This is a genomic window from Paenibacillus sp. KN14-4R (assembly GCF_052180255.1).
GTDB lineage: Bacteria > Bacillota > Bacilli > Paenibacillales > NBRC-103111 > Paenibacillus_AM.
This window is the reverse complement of record NZ_CP197466.1, coordinates 3,001,536-3,019,032: the sequence shown is the minus strand read 5'-3', so window position 1 is coordinate 3,019,032 and position 17,497 is coordinate 3,001,536. Positions and strand designations below refer to the sequence as shown.

General features: G+C 43.6%; 19 protein-coding genes. 10 read left to right on the top strand and 9 right to left on the bottom strand.

Annotation, left to right across the window (positions count from 1 at the left end):
* Window positions 1-6 precede the first annotated feature (6 nt).
* The 4 genes from ACSBOP_RS14775 to ACSBOP_RS14760 are packed head-to-tail and all read left to right on the top strand — an operon-like array spanning window position 7 to window position 2,933.
* The gene (locus ACSBOP_RS14775) at window positions 7-681 is read left to right on the top strand and encodes a hypothetical protein (RefSeq protein ID WP_442601291.1); all 675 of its coding nucleotides are present in this window, start codon (window positions 7-9) and stop codon (window positions 679-681) included.
* Complete coding sequence (locus ACSBOP_RS14770) at window positions 681-1,895, top strand: glutathionylspermidine synthase family protein (protein WP_442601290.1); 1,215 nt, start codon at window positions 681-683, stop codon at window positions 1,893-1,895. The genes ACSBOP_RS14775 and ACSBOP_RS14770 overlap by 1 nt, the downstream gene beginning before the upstream one ends.
* A complete protein-coding gene (locus ACSBOP_RS14765; RefSeq protein WP_442601289.1) occupies window positions 1,873-2,547 on the top strand; it encodes a signal peptide protein in 675 nt (224 codons plus the stop codon). The genes ACSBOP_RS14770 and ACSBOP_RS14765 overlap by 23 nt, the downstream gene beginning before the upstream one ends.
* Window positions 2,548-2,594: 47 nt before the next feature.
* Window positions 2,595-2,933 carry a DUF350 domain-containing protein gene (locus ACSBOP_RS14760; RefSeq protein WP_442604488.1) on the top strand — a complete coding sequence of 113 codons (339 nt, stop codon included), beginning with the start codon at window positions 2,595-2,597 and terminating at the stop codon, window positions 2,931-2,933.
* A 68-nt stretch (window positions 2,934-3,001) separates the two neighbouring features.
* Here the strand turns inward: ACSBOP_RS14760 and ACSBOP_RS14755 are convergent, their stop codons facing one another.
* Complete coding sequence (locus ACSBOP_RS14755; RefSeq protein WP_442601288.1) at window positions 3,002-3,955, bottom strand: L-lactate dehydrogenase; 954 nt, start codon at window positions 3,953-3,955, stop codon at window positions 3,002-3,004.
* A 250-nt stretch (window positions 3,956-4,205) separates the two neighbouring features.
* Here ACSBOP_RS14755 and ACSBOP_RS14750 point away from each other — a divergent pair, with 250 nt between their 5' ends.
* The 3 genes from ACSBOP_RS14750 (at window position 4,206) to ACSBOP_RS14740 (ending at window position 5,673) form a co-directional block, all read left to right on the top strand.
* Window positions 4,206-5,033, top strand: coding sequence for an aldo/keto reductase (locus tag ACSBOP_RS14750; RefSeq protein WP_442601287.1), 828 nt, complete (start codon window positions 4,206-4,208; stop codon window positions 5,031-5,033).
* A gap of 144 nt (window positions 5,034-5,177) precedes the next feature.
* Window positions 5,178-5,318, top strand: coding sequence for a YjcZ family sporulation protein (locus ACSBOP_RS14745; RefSeq protein ID WP_442604487.1), 141 nt, complete (start codon window positions 5,178-5,180; stop codon window positions 5,316-5,318).
* A 169-nt stretch (window positions 5,319-5,487) separates the two neighbouring features.
* On the top strand, window positions 5,488-5,673 hold the full coding sequence (locus ACSBOP_RS14740; RefSeq protein ID WP_442601286.1) for a hypothetical protein: 186 nt from the start codon (window positions 5,488-5,490) through the stop codon (window positions 5,671-5,673).
* A gap of 43 nt (window positions 5,674-5,716) precedes the next feature.
* Here ACSBOP_RS14740 and ACSBOP_RS14735 read toward each other — a convergent pair whose 3' ends face one another.
* Window positions 5,717-6,358, bottom strand: coding sequence for a DedA family protein (locus ACSBOP_RS14735; protein ID WP_442601285.1), 642 nt, complete (start codon window positions 6,356-6,358; stop codon window positions 5,717-5,719).
* Between the two features lie 220 nt (window positions 6,359-6,578).
* On the opposite strand from ACSBOP_RS14735, the gene ACSBOP_RS14730 reads away from it, so the two are divergent.
* Genes ACSBOP_RS14730 through ACSBOP_RS14720 form a run of 3 tightly spaced genes read left to right on the top strand, consistent with a single transcriptional unit; the run spans window position 6,579 to window position 9,170 of the window.
* Window positions 6,579-7,355, top strand: coding sequence for an ABC transporter permease (locus ACSBOP_RS14730; RefSeq protein ID WP_442601284.1), 777 nt, complete (start codon window positions 6,579-6,581; stop codon window positions 7,353-7,355).
* On the top strand, window positions 7,352-8,143 hold the full coding sequence (locus ACSBOP_RS14725; RefSeq protein WP_442601283.1) for an ABC transporter permease: 792 nt from the start codon (window positions 7,352-7,354) through the stop codon (window positions 8,141-8,143). The genes ACSBOP_RS14730 and ACSBOP_RS14725 overlap by 4 nt, the downstream gene beginning before the upstream one ends.
* A 40-nt stretch (window positions 8,144-8,183) precedes the next feature.
* Window positions 8,184-9,170 carry an ABC transporter ATP-binding protein gene (locus ACSBOP_RS14720; RefSeq protein WP_442601282.1) on the top strand — a complete coding sequence of 329 codons (987 nt, stop codon included), beginning with the start codon at window positions 8,184-8,186 and terminating at the stop codon, window positions 9,168-9,170.
* A 2-nt stretch (window positions 9,171-9,172) separates the two neighbouring features.
* Here the strand turns inward: ACSBOP_RS14720 and ACSBOP_RS14715 are convergent, their stop codons facing one another.
* From ACSBOP_RS14715 to ACSBOP_RS14685, 7 genes are all read right to left on the bottom strand, one after another.
* Complete coding sequence (locus ACSBOP_RS14715) at window positions 9,173-9,802, bottom strand: ABC transporter permease (protein ID WP_442601281.1); 630 nt, start codon at window positions 9,800-9,802, stop codon at window positions 9,173-9,175.
* Between the two features lie 19 nt (window positions 9,803-9,821).
* A complete protein-coding gene (locus tag ACSBOP_RS14710) occupies window positions 9,822-10,724 on the bottom strand; it encodes a glycine betaine ABC transporter substrate-binding protein (RefSeq protein ID WP_442601280.1) in 903 nt (300 codons plus the stop codon).
* 20 nt (window positions 10,725-10,744) lie between these two features.
* A complete protein-coding gene (locus ACSBOP_RS14705) occupies window positions 10,745-11,407 on the bottom strand; it encodes an ABC transporter permease (protein ID WP_442601279.1) in 663 nt (220 codons plus the stop codon).
* The gene (locus ACSBOP_RS14700) at window positions 11,404-12,561 is read right to left on the bottom strand and encodes an ABC transporter ATP-binding protein (protein WP_442601278.1); all 1,158 of its coding nucleotides are present in this window, start codon (window positions 12,559-12,561) and stop codon (window positions 11,404-11,406) included. The genes ACSBOP_RS14705 and ACSBOP_RS14700 overlap by 4 nt, the downstream gene beginning before the upstream one ends.
* Window positions 12,562-12,699: 138 nt before the next feature.
* Window positions 12,700-13,956, bottom strand: coding sequence for a Gfo/Idh/MocA family protein (locus ACSBOP_RS14695; RefSeq protein ID WP_442601277.1), 1,257 nt, complete (start codon window positions 13,954-13,956; stop codon window positions 12,700-12,702).
* A gap of 91 nt (window positions 13,957-14,047) precedes the next feature.
* Window positions 14,048-15,715 (bottom strand): response regulator transcription factor, encoded by a 1,668-nt coding sequence (locus tag ACSBOP_RS14690; RefSeq protein WP_442601276.1) that lies wholly within the window; start codon window positions 15,713-15,715, stop codon window positions 14,048-14,050.
* 13 nt (window positions 15,716-15,728) lie between these two features.
* On the bottom strand, window positions 15,729-17,462 hold the full coding sequence (locus ACSBOP_RS14685; RefSeq protein ID WP_442604486.1) for a sensor histidine kinase: 1,734 nt from the start codon (window positions 17,460-17,462) through the stop codon (window positions 15,729-15,731).
* Between the last annotated feature and the right edge of the window lie 35 nt (window positions 17,463-17,497).

Genomic DNA, 17,497 nt, shown 5'->3' with positions numbered 1-17,497 from the left:
ACAAGAATGAGTAAAGAGAAACAAGATCGTGCACATTGGCTTTATAAAGGTAAACCACTTAAAGTGCTGTCCACATCCATGGGTCTTGTCCTGCTTGCGAACTTGGCATTTACGCCGATCGTCATCGGGGAAACAACAAATCCTTCGAGTGCGAAGCTAGTGGAGTGGTCATCAGATGAAGTACAATCATTCTTCGACCCTGTTTCAGATTGGAATGTACCGCTTCCTAATTTGAGTCAGAATGAGAATGCATCCACTGCTAGTCCTTCACCTTCTCCAACAGGATCAGGCGGAAGTTCGGGAGGGAATACAACGATTGTTCATAGCGGGGGTGGATTTGGTTGGAGTGACCTGCTGCTGTATCACATGATCTTTAACCGCGGCGGTGTATATTCATCAAACCAATATTACGCGAATCGCCCTGCATACGTGTCGGGTACAAATACAACTTATAAACCGAAAAGTTACGAGGATACTTCTTTTCAAAATAAGACAAGACCGAACTCACAAATTAGACCTAAAACATCGACTTCCACGGGCTCTGTTGTACGACGTTCAACATCAGGTGGCAAATCAACATCATCATCAGCAGGTGGAATTGGCGGTAAGTCGAGCGGATTAGGCTCATCTTCAGGTAAGTCATCGTCAAGTGGTTCCTCAAGTGGAGGCTTTGGCGGCTAATGGTATGGAGCGTAATGGGACTGCCGCATGAGGATCGTGCCTCACGGGTTGCTGAACTTGCTGCAATGGGATTTACGTGGGCGGACTTCGAGGATGAGAAATATTGGATCGATCAACTGGTTACAATGGATGGGCGTACACATGAACTGTTAATGGATGCTTCTCAAGTGTTATGGCATATTTTTGATAAGGCAGCCCGCTTTGTGATCGGCCGAAGTGATCTATATGAGGTGCTATCCATACCAGAAGTACTGTGGGATGGGCTTGATTGTCTTGAGCCGAATGAGTTCGGACACATGAGTCGCTATGCACGATTTGATTTTGCCATTGCTCATGACGGAACGATTAAATTATTGGAATTAAATGCAGATACACCAACTGGGTATGTGGAATCTTCGGTTGTCACACCTTGGATGTGTCAGCAGTATCAGGTAAATACGACAAATGATCAGATGGCTAATCTGGTCCGTGACGCGTGGGCAGTAGAAAAACCGGATTATGTAGCCTGCGTCAGCTACGGTCAACATCTGGAAGATACCGGGACAGTCGATATGCTCGCTAAACATAGCGGTCTCGATGTGAAAATGATGGATTGTTTGGAATTGTGGGTAGATAACGGCGTTTTAAAAGACGCGAATGGAAGTGAGATTAAACGATTATTTGCTCTTTATCCGAAGGAATGGATGGCGATTGATGATGGTGGTGAAGCCTTTGCTTATTCCATTGAGACACATCAAGTTGAGCTATTTAATTCCCTGCATGCTATCATTTTGCAGTCTAAAGGCTTGCAAGCTCTGATATGGGGGTTGCATGAGTTGGAAGTCGATATTTTTGATGAGAAAGAACATGCTTACATTGAACGTTTCATGCTGCCTACTTATAATAAGCCGATTTTTGATCACAGTTACGTATCGAAGTCGATGTTTGGACGTGAAGGTGGTTCTGTGCAGATGTTCGATACAGATGGGGTTATGGATGCGCAGGATACGGCGGGGTTTGATAGCAGTGAATTTTTCAGTCGTGTGTATCAGAAGAGAGCAGACCTTCCTGAAGTTCAACTTGCGGCCGGGGATTTTCACTTATTAACTGGCGTGTTCGTTATACATGGCAAACCATGTGGCCTTCTTGGCCGAGCAGGTGGACTTATTACGGGTAATAGCAGCCACTTTATAGCGATTGGGGTGAGGGAAAATGAAACAGAAACAAAAGCTTGATCTTCGAACTAAAAAAATTCTTATTGCTTTAGGCGTCGGTATTGCCTTGGTGTTCCTTTTTGTGGTCTTTATGAATTCGGAGGATGATCCGGTAAACAGTTCGAGTCTTGCAGTTCCAGTAAGCACTGAAGTGGAGTCACCTACAGGACAAGAAAACCTGCCTTGGGATTACCGGGTTGTAGAAGGTAAAGTCGGTGATTTAATCGGAGATGACATGACGATTTTACCAGATAATGATATGCTGACTAATGATGATAATTATGCAACAGGTGATCAGGTATGGATTGTCCAATTCATGTCAGCTGAGATGACGACGCGTGATGATTTGCGCAATGACATTCATTTATCCAAATGGGAGTCGATCAAATCCTATCGGACGAAAGAAGCAGCTGATACGGATATTCGCGATTTAAAAGTGAACATCACGACTGATGTGGATTTAGTAGGCGTTTACAAAACAGAACTGGACGGTAAGTTTAGACAGTTTGCTATCGTAAAGCTACCTTCAGGCCATGTCATCAAACAACCGATTGATGAAGCGCGGTATACGAATTTCAAAGATAAGAAACAAGTCAAAGTCACACTTGAGGAAGTGCATGATTTTGCAAAATATGACTTAGCGATGGCCAAATTTCGGGGGTGGGCGGATTGATAGTGTTTCATATAGCACTAAGCATTGTTGTTATTATTATTTTACAAATGATTGGAATGGTTGTCTTTAGTTGGTTGACGCCGTACAATGATTTGGAAGAGCTGAAGAAAGGCAATACGGCTGTAGGTCTTGCAATGGGCGGAAAATTTATTGCGACAGGTATTATTCTAGGAATTGCCTCCTATACCAATTCATCGATTCCACATTTGGCCTTTTGGTTCGCAGTCGGCTATGTCTGTTTACTACTGGCCTACTGGATATTTGATATTATTACACCCGGGCTTAAATTATCCGAGCACTTGGAAAAAGGAAATGTAGCTGTTGGTGCATTACTAAGCATGGTTTATATCGGCATTAGTATTTCGATTAGCAGTTTGATCATTTAAACATGATAAAAAACGACCGTTGATCTAGGAAGTGGTAAGTCACTTCTAGATCAGCGGTCGTTTTGCGTTTACAATTCAAGCGATGCAATCGCGTTTTTCAGTACAGTAGCCGAATGATGAAGTTTCTCACGTTCGTCTTCCATCAAATTGAGCTCAAGGACTTCGCGTATTCCATCACGATTGATTATGGCTGGTATTCCGATATACACATCATCCAGTCCATACTGTCCAGTAAGCAAGGAAGAAACAGAGAATACGGAGTTCTCGTTATTCAAAATAGCTTTCGTCAGACGGGCGAGACCCATTGCAATCCCGTAATATGTAGCACCTTTACGCTCGATAATGTGATACGCAGCATCACGGACTTGGATGAAGATTTCATCTAATCTCTCGTCAGTGGGTGTTCCGTGCTGGGCTTTATACTCCATGAGCGAAAGACCGGCGATGTTGGCATTACTCCAGACAGGTAATTCGGTGTCACCATGTTCACCCATGATATAAGCATGTATGTTGCGAGAGTCGACATTGAATTCTTGACCGAGCAAGAAGCGAAGGCGTGCACTGTCGAGAATCGTGCCCGAGCCGATGACCCTGGAAGCAGGCAGACCTGAGTATTTCCATGTGGCATAAGTGAGGACATCAACAGGATTCGTAGCAATGACAAAAATCCCGTGAAATCCGCTGTCCATGATGCTTGTGACAATGCTTTTGAAAATGCGGGAATTTTTATTAATTAAATCCATCCGAGTTTCACCAGGAGCCTGACTTGCACCTGCTGTAATGACGACGATATCTGCTGAACCGCAGTCTTCATATGTACCGGCCCATATTTTCATAGAAGGGCTAAAAGGCAGGCCATGATTTAAGTCCATGGCGTCTCCTTCGGCCTTTTGATGATTAACATCTATAATGACAAGTTCATTGGCAATGCCTTGATTCAATAGAGCAAAGGCATAGCTAGCCCCAACCGCACCTGATCCGACTAGGGCGACTCGACTCACTTTTGATTGTAAATCCTGCATGTGATTATTCCTCCAACCTTTTCTTTTTTCCCTTTCGTTTATAGAGTATACCAAAAATTTGATTACTGTGGAGAAAAGAAGCCCTTTCGGTCACTGTTGAAATCGTGAGTACGTTCTTATGGTGCTACTGCCCTTGGAGATTTATACATAAAGGGTAAGCACCTCTTAGGAAAATAGCCTCGTTAGTCGGAGTTATGGTATGATGAGAGGAGAGTCCGATTCAGGGACATCCATAGGGGAGGTTCGATTTATGGTAACTAGCATTCAAGATTCAACGACACTTCGTAATGGAGTTCGTATGCCTTGGCTAGGTCTTGGCGTATGGAAGACTCAAGATGGTGAGGAAGTCGAGCACGCTGTTCGAGCTGCAATCGAAGCAGGCTATCGCAGTATTGATACTGCTGCAATATACGGGAATGAAGCAGGTGTAGGTCGTGGTATTAAGGTAAGCGGCGTAAACCGTGAAGATCTGTTTATTACAACGAAAGTTTGGAATGATGACCAAGGTTATGAGTCAACATTGCAAGCATTTGAGACAAGCAGACAGAAGCTAGGTGTGGAATATTTGGATTTGTACTTGGTTCATTGGCCAGGTACGTCTAAATATATTGAGACATATAGGGCGCTTGAGAAATTGTACAAGGATGGACTTGTGAAAGCGATAGGCGTAAGTAATTTCCTTGTTCATCATTTAGAGGAGTTAATTGCAAATTGTGAGATTAAGCCTATGGTGAACCAAGTGGAATATCATCCATTGCTTAATCAACAAGAACTATACAATTATTGCAAGCAAGAAGGAATTCAACTTGAAGCATGGAGCCCACTTATGCAAGGAAATCTGGACTTACCTTTGCTCACGGAGCTTGCGACTAAATATCAGAAGTCTCCTGCACAAATTGTTCTTCGTTGGGATATTCAACAGGGCGTTGTAACGATCCCTAAATCGATTCGCGCTGAACGCATTCAAGAGAACGGAAATATTTTTGATTTCGAACTTTCGAATGATGATATGAAGCGTTTGAATACACTCAATGAAGATAAAAGATTTGGTCCACATCCCGATAAATTTGTATTTTAATGATGCAACCAGGCAGCCGTATACTAGCGGAGGCCTGTTTTTTTATAGTAAAAACGTCCAATCATTCCCTGTGCGCATTCATAGAATAATAATGTGCAAAATTACCAGTTACCAGTATCAAGCACTGGGGAGGGGGATTTGAGTATGGGGTTCGTAGGTGGTTGCGGCTGTGGATGTAACGAAGAAGAAGTGTCACCTGTTGGTTGTGGTGGATTTACGAATACAGGTACAATTCTTGTTCTCTTTATCTTATTAGTCATTATTACTCGTGTGTTTATGCGTTAATAAATGAATAAGTAAGTAGGGCGGCATAAGGCAGATCATGTAAGATGGGATCTGTTTTATGTCGCTATTTTACGCTCCTATCTTGATAAATCGGGTGTGCTCTTGTCGTGATTGGCAAAACAGTTTACAATGAGGGAAATGCCGTAACGAGTACAAGGGTGGTGTAACCATGTCAGAAGGAAATGAGCCAAAGAAAATGAGTTTAGCGGATGCGATTAAGCAGAAGCTTGCTGAGAAAAAACAACAGAAATCCAATAATACAGGTGGATTTGGTGGCGGTAATTCACCGCATGCAATGAAAACACAAAATAACAAAAAACCAAATAACCAACGTAGACGCACTGGCGGATCGTAGGTACAGCAAAAAGACCATCTCACGATGGTCTTTTTATATCAGCCTATTTATTCATTGAATCAGAGTCTTTCCCTTTCACAAGATACTTGATCCAAATATGTAATTGTTTACGGAACCGAATACTGAGATAAAGAAGGATGAACACCACTAGGATGATAATCCCGAACTTCGCATATCGTTCAAACAACTCGAACATAGCTCGCCACTGGGGCCCGAACAGCTTGCCGATCCAGATGAATAGAACGACCCAGAACAGTGCTCCTGTATAGGCAGTTAAAGCGAATTTACGAAAGGGGAGTCGGACAATTCCCGAAAAATAGCCTGTGAAATGACGTACCCCTGGTATGAAATAGCCAATGAAAATAAGCGTATAGCCGTATTTATCGAACCAGATCTTGGTCTTATCAATTTTGTCTGGACTAAGTAGCACCCATTTGCCATATTTCCGAACGAAAGGCATGCCAACAAAATATCCGATAAAATAAGTAATGGTCATACCGATCGTCGTCCCCAAGAAAGCGAATAACACCAGTACTTCCCACCGAAATACACCTTCATACGAGAGAAATCCTGAAAAAGCCATCGTAGTCTCCCCTGGAAAAGGAAGAGCAATAAATTCTAATAGCAGTCCAAAGAATAAGACGAAATAACCATGTTGATGGAATAAATTCTCAATAAATTGCATGTATTCCTCCTGTATTGCTGATATCAAGCCTACTTAATAGTTTACGTCAAAATGGAATTAAAGTTTCTGTTTACTTACACAAATATTATTTGATGATTCCAAGTAAATATTGCCAATCACCATGTTTATTTGGTACTATGGAAACCTTCACTAATTTTGTACGCATTTCACGCACAAGTAAGTTTTATTGTCAAAGGATGAAACGAACTGGAGGTGTTGCATGTTATTTTTCGTACTCGCAAGGAAGGCATATGTTAGCAACCTACAATATCGGGGGGCGCATATGCTGAAGAATGCGGCAAGTTTAGTATTCGGTTTTATGTATGTTGCAATCTGGGCTGGGATTGGCAGCAGTAGTGATTTAGGTGCACGTGCTGCAGAAGGAATGACAGCATATATTGCCTTTAATCAATCGATTTTATGGATTACTGGATTTCTCACACGAGGCTTGGGTATCGAACAATCCGTTCGAACGGGTCAAATCGCCCTCGATCTGATGCGGCCAACGCATCTATTCATTCAGCGAATGAGTCGAGAATGGGGGCAAATTGCTTATCAATTCGTGTATAAATTTCTTCCGATTTACATCCTCTACTTCTTTTTATTTTCACTTAAACTTCCTATGCATTTTTCTACCTATGTTTGGACTTTTCTAGCATTAGCCCTAGCTGCTTATATCTCGATTTGTATACAATATGTGATTGGTGTAATGAGCATGTGGACAACTGAATCGCAATGGCTGTACTGGGTGAATTATGCGCTAAGCATGCTGATATCCGGTTTTTTTATCCCAATTGAGTGGTTGCCAAGCTGGCTGCGTGCAATTAGTATGGCATCGCCATATCCCTATCTCCTCTACTATCCCACAAATATATATTTGGATAAAGTAGATCCTTCGGTCTTAATCGGATCGCTTATGTGGTGTATTGGACTAACACTTGTTTGCCTGTACGTGACAAGGTTTATGCGACACAAACTGGAGGTGCAGGGCGGATGAAACTATTTAAGCTGTACCTACTCTTAATTCGAGCTAGTCTCAAAAGTCAAATGCAGTATAAGTTTAACTTTTTGCTCTCAACCTTATTTGCTGCGTTTGTGACGATAGCTGAGTTTCTAATGGTGGCACTCGTTCTGATGAAATTTGGAAATATTAAAGGCTGGTCCTTACAGGAAGTTGCTTATTTGTACGGTATTATTATGATTTCTAAGGCGATTTATCGATCGTTTGCATCGGATGTGCATCATCTTGACAAATATTTAGTAAGTGGGAATTTCGATTCAATCTTACTTCGTCCAATTCCAGTGTTGATCGCACTCATGTCACAAAACTTCCGGATTCTGTTCGCAGAACTTATACAAGGCACGATTGTATTAGTTCTTGCGATGAAAGCAATGATGGAGAGTGGTCAGATCGATTGGACCGCGATTCCATTGACTATTGTAACGATTGGTTCAGGTGCTCTTATCTTGTTCTCGATTGGTCTTGCCACAGCAACCGTTGGTTTCTGGACAACCCGAATTGAAGAATTGCAGACGATGACAGAAGACGCGGCAAGGAGTGCGGCTCAATACCCTTTAGAGCTATATCCCAAGTGGTTCAAAGGGATGCTGCTGACATTAATTCCAGTGGGTCTGACGAATTACGTGCCTGCATTGGCTATTATTCGGCATGAGTACGGATTATGGGTAATTGGCGTTGTGCCCATGTTATCTGTTGTTATATTTCTAATCGCTTTTGCATTCTGGCGCTTCGGTATTACGAAGTATCAGAGTACAGGTACATAAACTGTTAGAAATTAACGAGTGAAAATGGAGGTGACTTTGAATGATTATCGTCAACAATGTACAGAAAACGTTTAAGCTGCCAATTATCAAAGAAGGAAGATTCGCAGGTATACGAAGCTTATTCACAAGAGGATATATCGAGAAGGAAGCGGTCAAAGGGGTAAGCTTCTCGATTGAACAGGGTGATTTTGTCGGGTACATCGGCCCGAACGGAGCAGGCAAATCTACAACAATTAAGATGCTCACAGGTATTCTTCACCCGAGTGCAGGTGAGATTACAATTCATGGGCTTAGTCCACAGCAGGATCGACGTAAGGTCGTACGACGCTTAGGCGTCGTATTCGGACAGCGTAGTCAGCTGTGGTGGGATTTACCGACGAAAGATACGTTTGATATCTTAGCTGCTATGTACCAGATAGACGAAGCGGATAAACGAAAGCGATTGGGAGAATTAAGTGAGCTGCTGGGTTTGGATGAGTTTCTAGAGACACCGGCACGAAAGCTCTCGCTCGGTCAGCGGATGCGGGCAGATTTAGCGGCAGCCTTACTGCATGACCCTGATATTTTATTCTTAGATGAACCGACCATAGGACTTGATGTAACGGCGAAAAAGAACATTCGAGGTTTCTTAAATACTCTGAATCAAGAATTCAGTAAAACCATTCTGCTCACAACACATGATATGGATGATATCGAGCAGCTATGCAAGCGTGTTATCGTGATTGAAGCTGGACGAATTAGTTACGACGGTTCCATTCATCAGCTGCGTGATCGGATTGGACTTCCCACTATTATGAGAGTAAGTTACGTGGGGCAGGTACATGTACCGAAGTGGACGGCAGCCGAGTTTCCATTTCAAATTGAAGAGTATGGCAAAGATTATCTAACGATTCACTGTAATCGCCAAGAGATCAAGCCGATGGATGTACTTCGGATCGTGAGTGAATGGGGGGAGATGGACGATGTACATATGAAAGAGCCTGAATTTGAGGATATCGTCCATCGCATTCCGGCTCAATACGCGTAATGTTATTTGATAATTTGCGTCTTCTGCTGCAGCTTACCGAATAAGAAATCCGTAACAATTGCAAGTAGGCACGCGGGTATGGCGCCTGCGTACAGTCGTGCGCTATTGTCCATGTTAATGCCTGAATAAATTTCCCGACCTAGTCCGCCTCCACCTATGAGAGGGGCGATGGTCGCTACACCTATGGCAATAACCGCAGAGACGCGAACACCGGTTAGAATGAAGGGGACGGCAAGAGGAAGCTGCACTTGAAATAAAAGCTGCAGCCTGCTCATGCCGACCCCTTTTCCAGCTTCAGATATACTGGGGTTTACTTGCGTGAGTCCAATGTAAGTGCTGCGAATGACAGGCATGAGTGAATAGAGGAATAGCCCGATCACAACCGTTTTGAACCCAAGTCCGAATACGACCATAAGCAGAACTAGGAGGGCAAGACTTGGGAACACCTGAACAATATTAGCCAGCGTGAGAATGATGGAGGCTAAGACTTTATTGCGGGCACAAATAATCCCAAGTGGGATGCCGAATAACAAGGCTAACAGTAGCCCGCAGGCAACCATGACGATATGATCGTAAGTAAGTACAAGCAGGTCGACCCAATTTTCACGCACATAGTTGATAAAATGTTGCATCGTTTTACACCTCTAATCCTCATTTCAGCAGTCCAATTTTGATCAAATACTCTTCTGCGACTTTTTTCTCGTTGCGTTTGTTAACGTCCACTTCATAATTCAGATCAATCATCGTCGGAGTATCAATCTTACCTATGAGCAGTCCAATGATATCGTTCAATTCAGGATGTTTATCTAACACTTCTTGGCGGATAACAGGCGAGGCATCGTAAGGCGGGAAAAAGTGCTTATCGTCCTTCAGCGCCTTAAGTTTATATGCTTTGAGTCTGGCATCAGTCGTATACGCCAACACAATATCTACATTCCCGTGTGCAACTGCCTGATACACAAGCGCAATTTCCATAGGTACCGTCTGACCGAAGGCGAGATTATATTTTTTCGTAAAAGCTTTATAACCATCTAAATCCCGCTCCAGCCAAGTCGTATCGACACCGAGCTTATAGCTCTTTGCTTTACTGGCTAAGTCTGAAATTTGTGTAATATGATTTTGGTTAGCTACCTCTTCACGCATGGTAAATGCGTATGTATTCTCGAAGCCGTAAGGGTTGAACCACTTGAAGCCATAGTGAGTAAGAAAGCCTTCTTGTGCCTGACGGAGTACTTCATCACGATCATGGGTCGCTTGAACTGGAAAATAATGATTAAAAATCTCTCCACTGTACAACGTTGCCATTTGAATATCCTTCTGTTTCAGAGCGCTAATAATAACTGAACTGGATGCCAAATCAGGCAGTACGTCTACCTTGAGATCCGTACGATCTTCGATTAATAGCTTGTACATCTGAGCGATGATTTTGGGCTCGGAAAACGTTTGTGTGCCGATTCGAATCAAATCTTTGTTTCCGCAGGCGGTTAATATGACGGACATAGATAAGATTAGGATCATGAAGAACAATCGAATGTTAGTCCCTTTGGTGTGCATGGTACTTCCTCCTATTCGGATTAAACGGTCGTGGATGCAGGATTTACCCTGACTTTACGTGATATCCACTTTTCAATGAGACCGAGCAGGAAATCAGTAATAAGCGCCAAGATAACAGCGAGCAGTGCACCGACGATGATAAGCTCTTTCTTATTTACGCCCATTCCAGAAAAAATTAATTGTCCCAGCCCTCCAGCACCGATCAGAGTCGCAAGTGTTGTCCAACTGATGATGTATACGGTTGTGGTGCGTATGCCTGCCATAATATAAGGAAACGCGAGCGGGAGCTGGATTCGAAAAAGGCGCTGCTGTGCGCTATAACCCATTCCTTTGGCGGCTTCGACTAGTGACGGATCGACAGCTTCAAAGCCTGCGAAGGTATTGCGCATCAGCGGCATGAGAGAGTATAAGAATAGAGCAAAGATCGCAGGCCAAGTCCCAATACCAAGTAAAGGAATGAGAATTGCAAGCAGTGCAAGACTTGGGATTGTTTGCAGTAAGTTAGCGATAGTGAACACCGTACTATTGACCCATTTCAAACGATTTCCAGCAAGCATAATTCCAATTGGAACAGCCACAAGAATGCCGAATAGGACAGACAATCCAGAGATATAAATATGTTCGCCTACAGCTTTTACGATGTCAGCGGATCTTTCCTGCAAGGAACTCCATATGTTGTTCATTCTGAAGGCTCTCCTTCGCTTTGTGGTGTGTCTACTGTGTACACATCCGCGATATAGCGCACGACGCTGCCTTTGGTAATGAGCCCTATAAAATGATTGTGATCACCTACAACTGGCAGGTAAGGCAGCCGGTGATCGGTTAACAAGTGAAGCGCGGTATGTAAATCCGATCCTGCTGTGACGACATGTTCGAATGGCTTCGCTAAATCGCCAATCGTAATATTTTCCTCTTTAAACCGCTCGATGACTTGGAAAATAGACACATGCCCAAGCAGATCATGTTTACGATCTACTATGATGAGCGAATCGACCCTGCGCTTCTCCATGATTTTAATTGCTTCCGCTAAGCCGCGAGTCGGATATGCGGTGACTGGATTTTCAGCCATCACTTCATCAACCGTTAGTTTTTCGGGTATCGAACCTTCGAGTAAACGCTGTTTACCGACGAAGTTTTTTACAAAATCATTCGCAGGATGCCGCAAAATATATTCGGGGCGACCTTGTTGTACAACTTGACCGTCTTTCATCAGAATCATATTATCTGCGATCTTAATCGCCTCATCCATATCATGGGTGACGAAAATGATGGTTTTCTGCAGATCCTGCTGCAAACGAATAAGTTCATCTTGTAAGTTCTCACGTGAGATCGGATCCAGTGCACTAAAAGGTTCATCCATCACGATAATATCGGGCTCCGCTGCTAACGCTCGAATCACGCCAACACGCTGCTGTTGGCCGCCGCTTAGTTCGGATGGATAACGGTTTCGATATGTGTCGGGGTTAAGATGAACGAGTTCGAGCAGCTCGTCAACCCTCTGATCAATACGTGTTTGATCCCACTTTAATAAGCGCGGTACGACCCCGACATTTTTAGCGATCGTCATATGAGGGAATAGACCGATGCTTTGAATGACATAGCCAATGCTTCTGCGCAGCTCGACGGGATCGATCTGAGAAATATCTTTATCATCAATGAATATCTTGCCTTCTGTTGGGATATTGAGACGGTTAATCATACGCATCGTTGTCGTTTTTCCACATCCACTAGGTCCAATCAACACATGAATAAGTCCCGCTGTAAACTGGAGGTCGAGTGAATTTAGCGCAACATAACCATTATCATACCGTTTACTTACACCTTCGAATCGAATCATATGAGCGTGATGCACCTCTTTTTCATGTCGGGAATAATAGGTGGAACAGAAATAATATACCCATTTTTGAATGATTCAATTGGTTTTGAAATAATAAAAAAAGACCCTGCGTTATGCAGAGCCTTTCGATTGCTCGGTTTATTTATTACTCCCTTTGATTTTGACAGCTTGGCCTTCGTGCAATCTCGAATGTTCGGCCGCAAATGCCATGAGGTGGCTTTGCAAGGAAGCCGTTGCGGAAGTCAAGCCTTGCGATGGATTGCTGTCGAATTGACGAACATCCCGTAGGAACGAGCTCACCATTCGCTCATCGCCGCCTCCATGGCCATCGCCTTCAACATTGCAGCCAATCTCAAGCTTTTCCCCTGAAGCATATCGGTATAATGTAAAGGCTCCTTTGTCCATATCTCCTATGATTTCGCCTTGCGTCCCCATGATTTGCACCCTGCGCGTACCGCTTTGCGTCAACCCTGACATGATGAACGACGCGTTCGCTCCATTCGCGAACTCCATGTTGACCACCTGATGGTCGACAACATTGTTGTCGCACCGATAGACACAGCGGCCAAACGGCCCTTCTTTTAGCGCTTTTATGATGCCCTCTTGCGACAAATCATTCGTCATATAACGCGCCCATGGGTGATGGGGTGGCTGCATATACATTTTCATTGCGGAGAAGGCGCATTCCTTCTCGACCTCACAATCGTCGATGCAGCGTTCGGTGGAGCCTTCCGGGGCATTCTCCAGTCTGAAATGAAGTAGGGAACCGTACGAGCTCACGCTTGTACACGGCTGCTTCATAAGCCAGGAGATGATATCCAGATCATGGCACGATTTAGCTAGAATCATCGGACTTGTCTCCTCTGAGTTGCGCCAATTCCCACGCACGTAACTATGCGTCATGTGATGATAACCGACGTTTTCGGTTAATTGAATCGTGCCCACCGTTCCGAGCTCGCCGTCTTCGATGCATTTTTTGATCCCCGACCAGAAAGGGGAATACCGAAGGACATGGGTTACAACGAGCAGACGCTTATGTCTAAGCGAAGCTTGCTCCAGTTCGATACACTCCTCCATCGAAGGAGACATCGGCTTCTCCAACAGGACATGATAGCCTAGTTCCATTGCTTTCATCGCCGGTATATAATGCATCCGATCAAGTGTACAGATAATCATTACATCGGCAAAGCGTCCTTGATCAAACACTTTCTCCCAAGAATCGTAGACATGCTCCGGGGCGATTTGATGAATCTCGGCAAATCGATTTCTACGTTCATCGTCTGGCTCAGCTACTGCAACAATCTTTAATTCATTTGGAAACTTCTCTGCATAGGGACCATAAATATATCTTCCTCTACTGCCAGCGCCTAGTAGTACGGCTGTTAATGTTCCCAAGACTTCTCCTCCTCTTGTGTACGATTATACTTTCATTGTAAGAGGATAGAGTGGGAGGCAAAAGAGATCGTTACTGACATTTCATATACACTTATTGACCTTGATTCTGCCTATGGGATCGAGCCATTCGGAATTCTTGCGGCGTCGTTTCGTTCTTCTTTTTGAAAAATCGTATAAACGCAAGTGCCGAGTTGTATCCTAGAGCGGTAGCAATTTCATTTACTTTCATCGTCGTATTAAGCAGCATGTCTTTGGCGATCAAATTCCGATAGTCATTTACGTATTTCGACAACCCGATCCCGGTGCTTTGCTTGTAGAGTCTAGATAAATACGAAGGATTCAAATCTACGTAATCCGCCAGTGCATTTAAGGAAATATCGGTAGATATATGTTCCTTAATATATCGATGCACCTTATTCACGACCTCCGTCGGCAATTGGGTGCCTCGCAGCGCATTCCATTCGAAGAAGCAATCTGCCATTTGCCAAAAGTATTGGATCAATTCCGGCCAAGAAGCCGAATCGCTATGACGAAATAGCTTATCCAAATCCAGAAGGGTATTCATGTAATCACGAATTCCTCGATTTTTATGGATATAGAATAGAAATACAGCTGAAAGTGAATGGTACAATTCGGTCTTCCGCTCATAAGGAGTTCCCTGATCGTTCCATATGACTGTCAGCTCGGCATACAGCTTGTTGAATTGTTCCCGATGATTGTTCTCAAGACAAGACATGAGCAATTGAACACGAGCATGATAGAAACTATCGTGATAGCTGCCGGTTTTATCGTTATCTTGTTTCTGGATGTCTTTATCGGTCATAATGACCTCACTAAACAATCCATGACCTTGCACCAAACCGTATTTTATCGAATGGAACCGGTCTGAGACGTTATCCCATGTGGTCGTTTCGCTTCCCAGAAGGAAAGAAACAGAAAGCCCCAGCAATCTCTTGCAGGTTGCTTGTACGGTCTCAAGTATACCGCTCGTATAGCGGTGAGCTCCAATCCAATCGGAGTCAATAGACGATGAATCCGACACTTTCGGTTGAATCATCCAAACGATTTTCGATAGCTCGTATACGACGGAATAGCTTCTTACATGCGTCGACAAATACTCGTCACAGATGTTCTGGAGTGCATAAGAAAGCAGTGTTTTATCCGGCGTTCTGAACATCTCTTTCCAAGCGTCTACCCTTCCAATGAGCAAATAAACCGGCAATGTTGCGTCGAGTGGAATATCGATTTCTCTGAAAGCCTGCCCTAACTGACTCTCTGTTACCTGCTTGCCTTGAAAGAGTCCCCATATATACTCTTTTTGGAGCGAAGGCATTGCCAATCTCATTTTGGATTGTGCTCTTGCAAGCATCTGCTCCTGATTATGTTCTTCTTCAATTTTCTCGATGGCTCGTTCCACTGACTGAATTATTTTCTCATCACTTTCGACCTTCAGAATATAATCGAAGCCTCCATGGGTAATCGCGTTCCTTGCGTAATGAAAATCGTTATATCCTGTTAGAAAAATAACTTTGGAAGGCCAATGGGATTTAATCTCTTGAAGCAGCTCTATACCCCCTAGTCCAGGCATCTTAATATCGGAAATTACGATATCTATGTGATGATACGACAGAACCTCCAAAGCCTCTTCACCTGAATAGGCTTTCATCACTTCAAGCGGCAAATGAACGGTCTGCTCGAATAGCTCAAGAAGACCATCGACGATTATGGGAAGATCATCGACGATAAGCAGTTTGTACATGCTGGTTCCTCCTCTAGCATACGCTCAGATTGATTCTTACCTTCAGTCCGCCCAGATCAGAACGTGACATCGTAATGCCATATCCCTCTCCGTAATGAAGTTGTATTCTCCGATGTACATTTATGATTCCTGTTGTTTCTTCTATCCGATTGGAAGACAGGCGCAGTCGCTTTTGAAGGCGCTCGATATCCTCATCGCTGATGTTTCTTCCATTGTCTTCGACATACAGTGAGAACACGTCTCCCTTAAGTTCGCTGTGAACCCAAAGCTCGCCATGTTGAATCATATTGCCTAAGGCATGCTTATAAGCATTCTCGATGATCGGTTGCAGGATCAGTCTCGGAACGAAGATATCTGGAACGTCTCCTTCAAACTTGATTTGAATGCGGTCTCCGTAACAAATGGATTGCATATCTACATACGTGCGAGAATGCTTTACCTCAAGCTCCAGCGGAATCTCATTCTCATCATTACGTGTAATAAATTGAAAATATTGACCGATATATAAGCAGAATTGATAGGCTTTCTCCTTCTGATTCTCGGATTTTATCAGTCGACATAACACAAAAAAACAATTATATAAAAAATGAGGATTGATTTGCGATTGCAATCGTTTCAGCTCCGAGCGTTGATTCCGAATTTGCTGCTCGTAATTTTCCTCAATTAATGTTTTCAAGGATCGCACGGTATCGTTAAAAGCTTGGTACAAATACCCGAACTCATCTGATCCGCGATCGATCACGATCGGTTCCAGCCAGTTCTGCTGAACACGTCGAAATGAATGTACCAACTTCATGAGGGGGCGGTAGATGAATCGCAATAGAAAATAGGAAAAGAAAAATAGGATGCACACGCCGAGAGCGCATGCCACCCAAAACCACATTCGATACATCTGCAGCGGGCCTAGGATCTTTGCCTCCGGAATGCAAGTAATGGAATAGGAGTTCCAGAGGTTAGAATATTTATAAACCGTGAGATAGCGTTGTCCGCCATAATTCAGTGTTTCGTATCCTTCTTCGGACGCAGCATTCTTCTTCTCCAAAGCAAAATATTTCAAATATTCTAACAGTTTGGAGTCCAAATCGCTCGCGACTTTCCACCCTCGGTCCAAGTTAAACAATACGCTCTGTCCGCCCCGCGCGCTGCTAATTTGCATCAAGGTCTCTTTGATCTTACTCGTAGATAACTCAACACCAACGACGTAGATCGGATTCTTCACTGTACTGGTGGGGTACTGCATGGTAATAAATAATCGATCGTTCCAATAAACGAACGGCTGCTCGAAATGCTTTGCGCTTTGTTGCATCGCTTCGTATTCTTGCGGGTCAATCGAGGTTTCATATTTGGAACTAAGAATCGTGCGTTCAATTAGGGGCACATAAGCCTTCGCTTCTTGAATGAATGGACTTGAATTTTTCATCAGATCGAGTCGCTTCTGGATGTCCAGTATTTTGCGTGCGCGATCGTAATCGCTCATGGCTGTGCCTGTTGTGGCAATTTCCATCAAATCTTTATCCATCACATAGTTCGGCAAATAACGGCTAATCCGGTCTCCTTCCTTATCCAGCGAATCCAGATAGAACCGTATCGTATTCAGAATTGACTCCGAAATTTCGCTGCGAATTTTCTCCGCGCCCATCTCGTTAATCATCCAGGTAATTGCCATCAGCGGCAACAAGGCCGCCAGAAAGGCAGCCATAATTTTCTTAAATATGGAGGAGTCATGCAAAAAGAATAAGCTTTTCATCATTTGTTCTCCTGGAATCATTTAATAGAGCACTA

What these genes read in the sequence shown, in the direction of transcription:
- ACSBOP_RS14775 (WP_442601291.1), top strand. Translation starts at nt 7, where the DNA reads ATGAGTAAAGAGAAACAAGATCGTGCACATTGGCTTTATAAAGGTAAA.
- ACSBOP_RS14770 (WP_442601290.1), top strand. Translation starts at nt 681, where the DNA reads ATGGTATGGAGCGTAATGGGACTGCCGCATGAGGATCGTGCCTCACGG.
- ACSBOP_RS14765 (WP_442601289.1), top strand. Translation starts at nt 1,873, where the DNA reads ATGAAACAGAAACAAAAGCTTGATCTTCGAACTAAAAAAATTCTTATT.
- ACSBOP_RS14760 (WP_442604488.1), top strand. Translation starts at nt 2,595, where the DNA reads ATGATTGGAATGGTTGTCTTTAGTTGGTTGACGCCGTACAATGATTTG.
- ACSBOP_RS14755 (WP_442601288.1), bottom strand. Translation starts at nt 3,955, where the DNA reads ATGCAGGATTTACAATCAAAAGTGAGTCGAGTCGCCCTAGTCGGATCA.
- ACSBOP_RS14750 (WP_442601287.1), top strand. Translation starts at nt 4,206, where the DNA reads ATGGTAACTAGCATTCAAGATTCAACGACACTTCGTAATGGAGTTCGT.
- ACSBOP_RS14745 (WP_442604487.1), top strand. Translation starts at nt 5,178, where the DNA reads ATGGGGTTCGTAGGTGGTTGCGGCTGTGGATGTAACGAAGAAGAAGTG.
- ACSBOP_RS14740 (WP_442601286.1), top strand. Translation starts at nt 5,488, where the DNA reads ATGTCAGAAGGAAATGAGCCAAAGAAAATGAGTTTAGCGGATGCGATT.
- ACSBOP_RS14735 (WP_442601285.1), bottom strand. Translation starts at nt 6,358, where the DNA reads ATGCAATTTATTGAGAATTTATTCCATCAACATGGTTATTTCGTCTTA.
- ACSBOP_RS14730 (WP_442601284.1), top strand. Translation starts at nt 6,579, where the DNA reads ATGTTATTTTTCGTACTCGCAAGGAAGGCATATGTTAGCAACCTACAA.
- ACSBOP_RS14725 (WP_442601283.1), top strand. Translation starts at nt 7,352, where the DNA reads ATGAAACTATTTAAGCTGTACCTACTCTTAATTCGAGCTAGTCTCAAA.
- ACSBOP_RS14720 (WP_442601282.1), top strand. Translation starts at nt 8,184, where the DNA reads ATGATTATCGTCAACAATGTACAGAAAACGTTTAAGCTGCCAATTATC.
- ACSBOP_RS14715 (WP_442601281.1), bottom strand. Translation starts at nt 9,802, where the DNA reads ATGCAACATTTTATCAACTATGTGCGTGAAAATTGGGTCGACCTGCTT.
- ACSBOP_RS14710 (WP_442601280.1), bottom strand. Translation starts at nt 10,724, where the DNA reads ATGCACACCAAAGGGACTAACATTCGATTGTTCTTCATGATCCTAATC.
- ACSBOP_RS14705 (WP_442601279.1), bottom strand. Translation starts at nt 11,407, where the DNA reads ATGAACAACATATGGAGTTCCTTGCAGGAAAGATCCGCTGACATCGTA.
- ACSBOP_RS14700 (WP_442601278.1), bottom strand. Translation starts at nt 12,561, where the DNA reads ATGATTCGATTCGAAGGTGTAAGTAAACGGTATGATAATGGTTATGTT.
- ACSBOP_RS14690 (WP_442601276.1), bottom strand. Translation starts at nt 15,715, where the DNA reads ATGTACAAACTGCTTATCGTCGATGATCTTCCCATAATCGTCGATGGT.
- ACSBOP_RS14685 (WP_442604486.1), bottom strand. Translation starts at nt 17,462, where the DNA reads ATGAAAAGCTTATTCTTTTTGCATGACTCCTCCATATTTAAGAAAATT.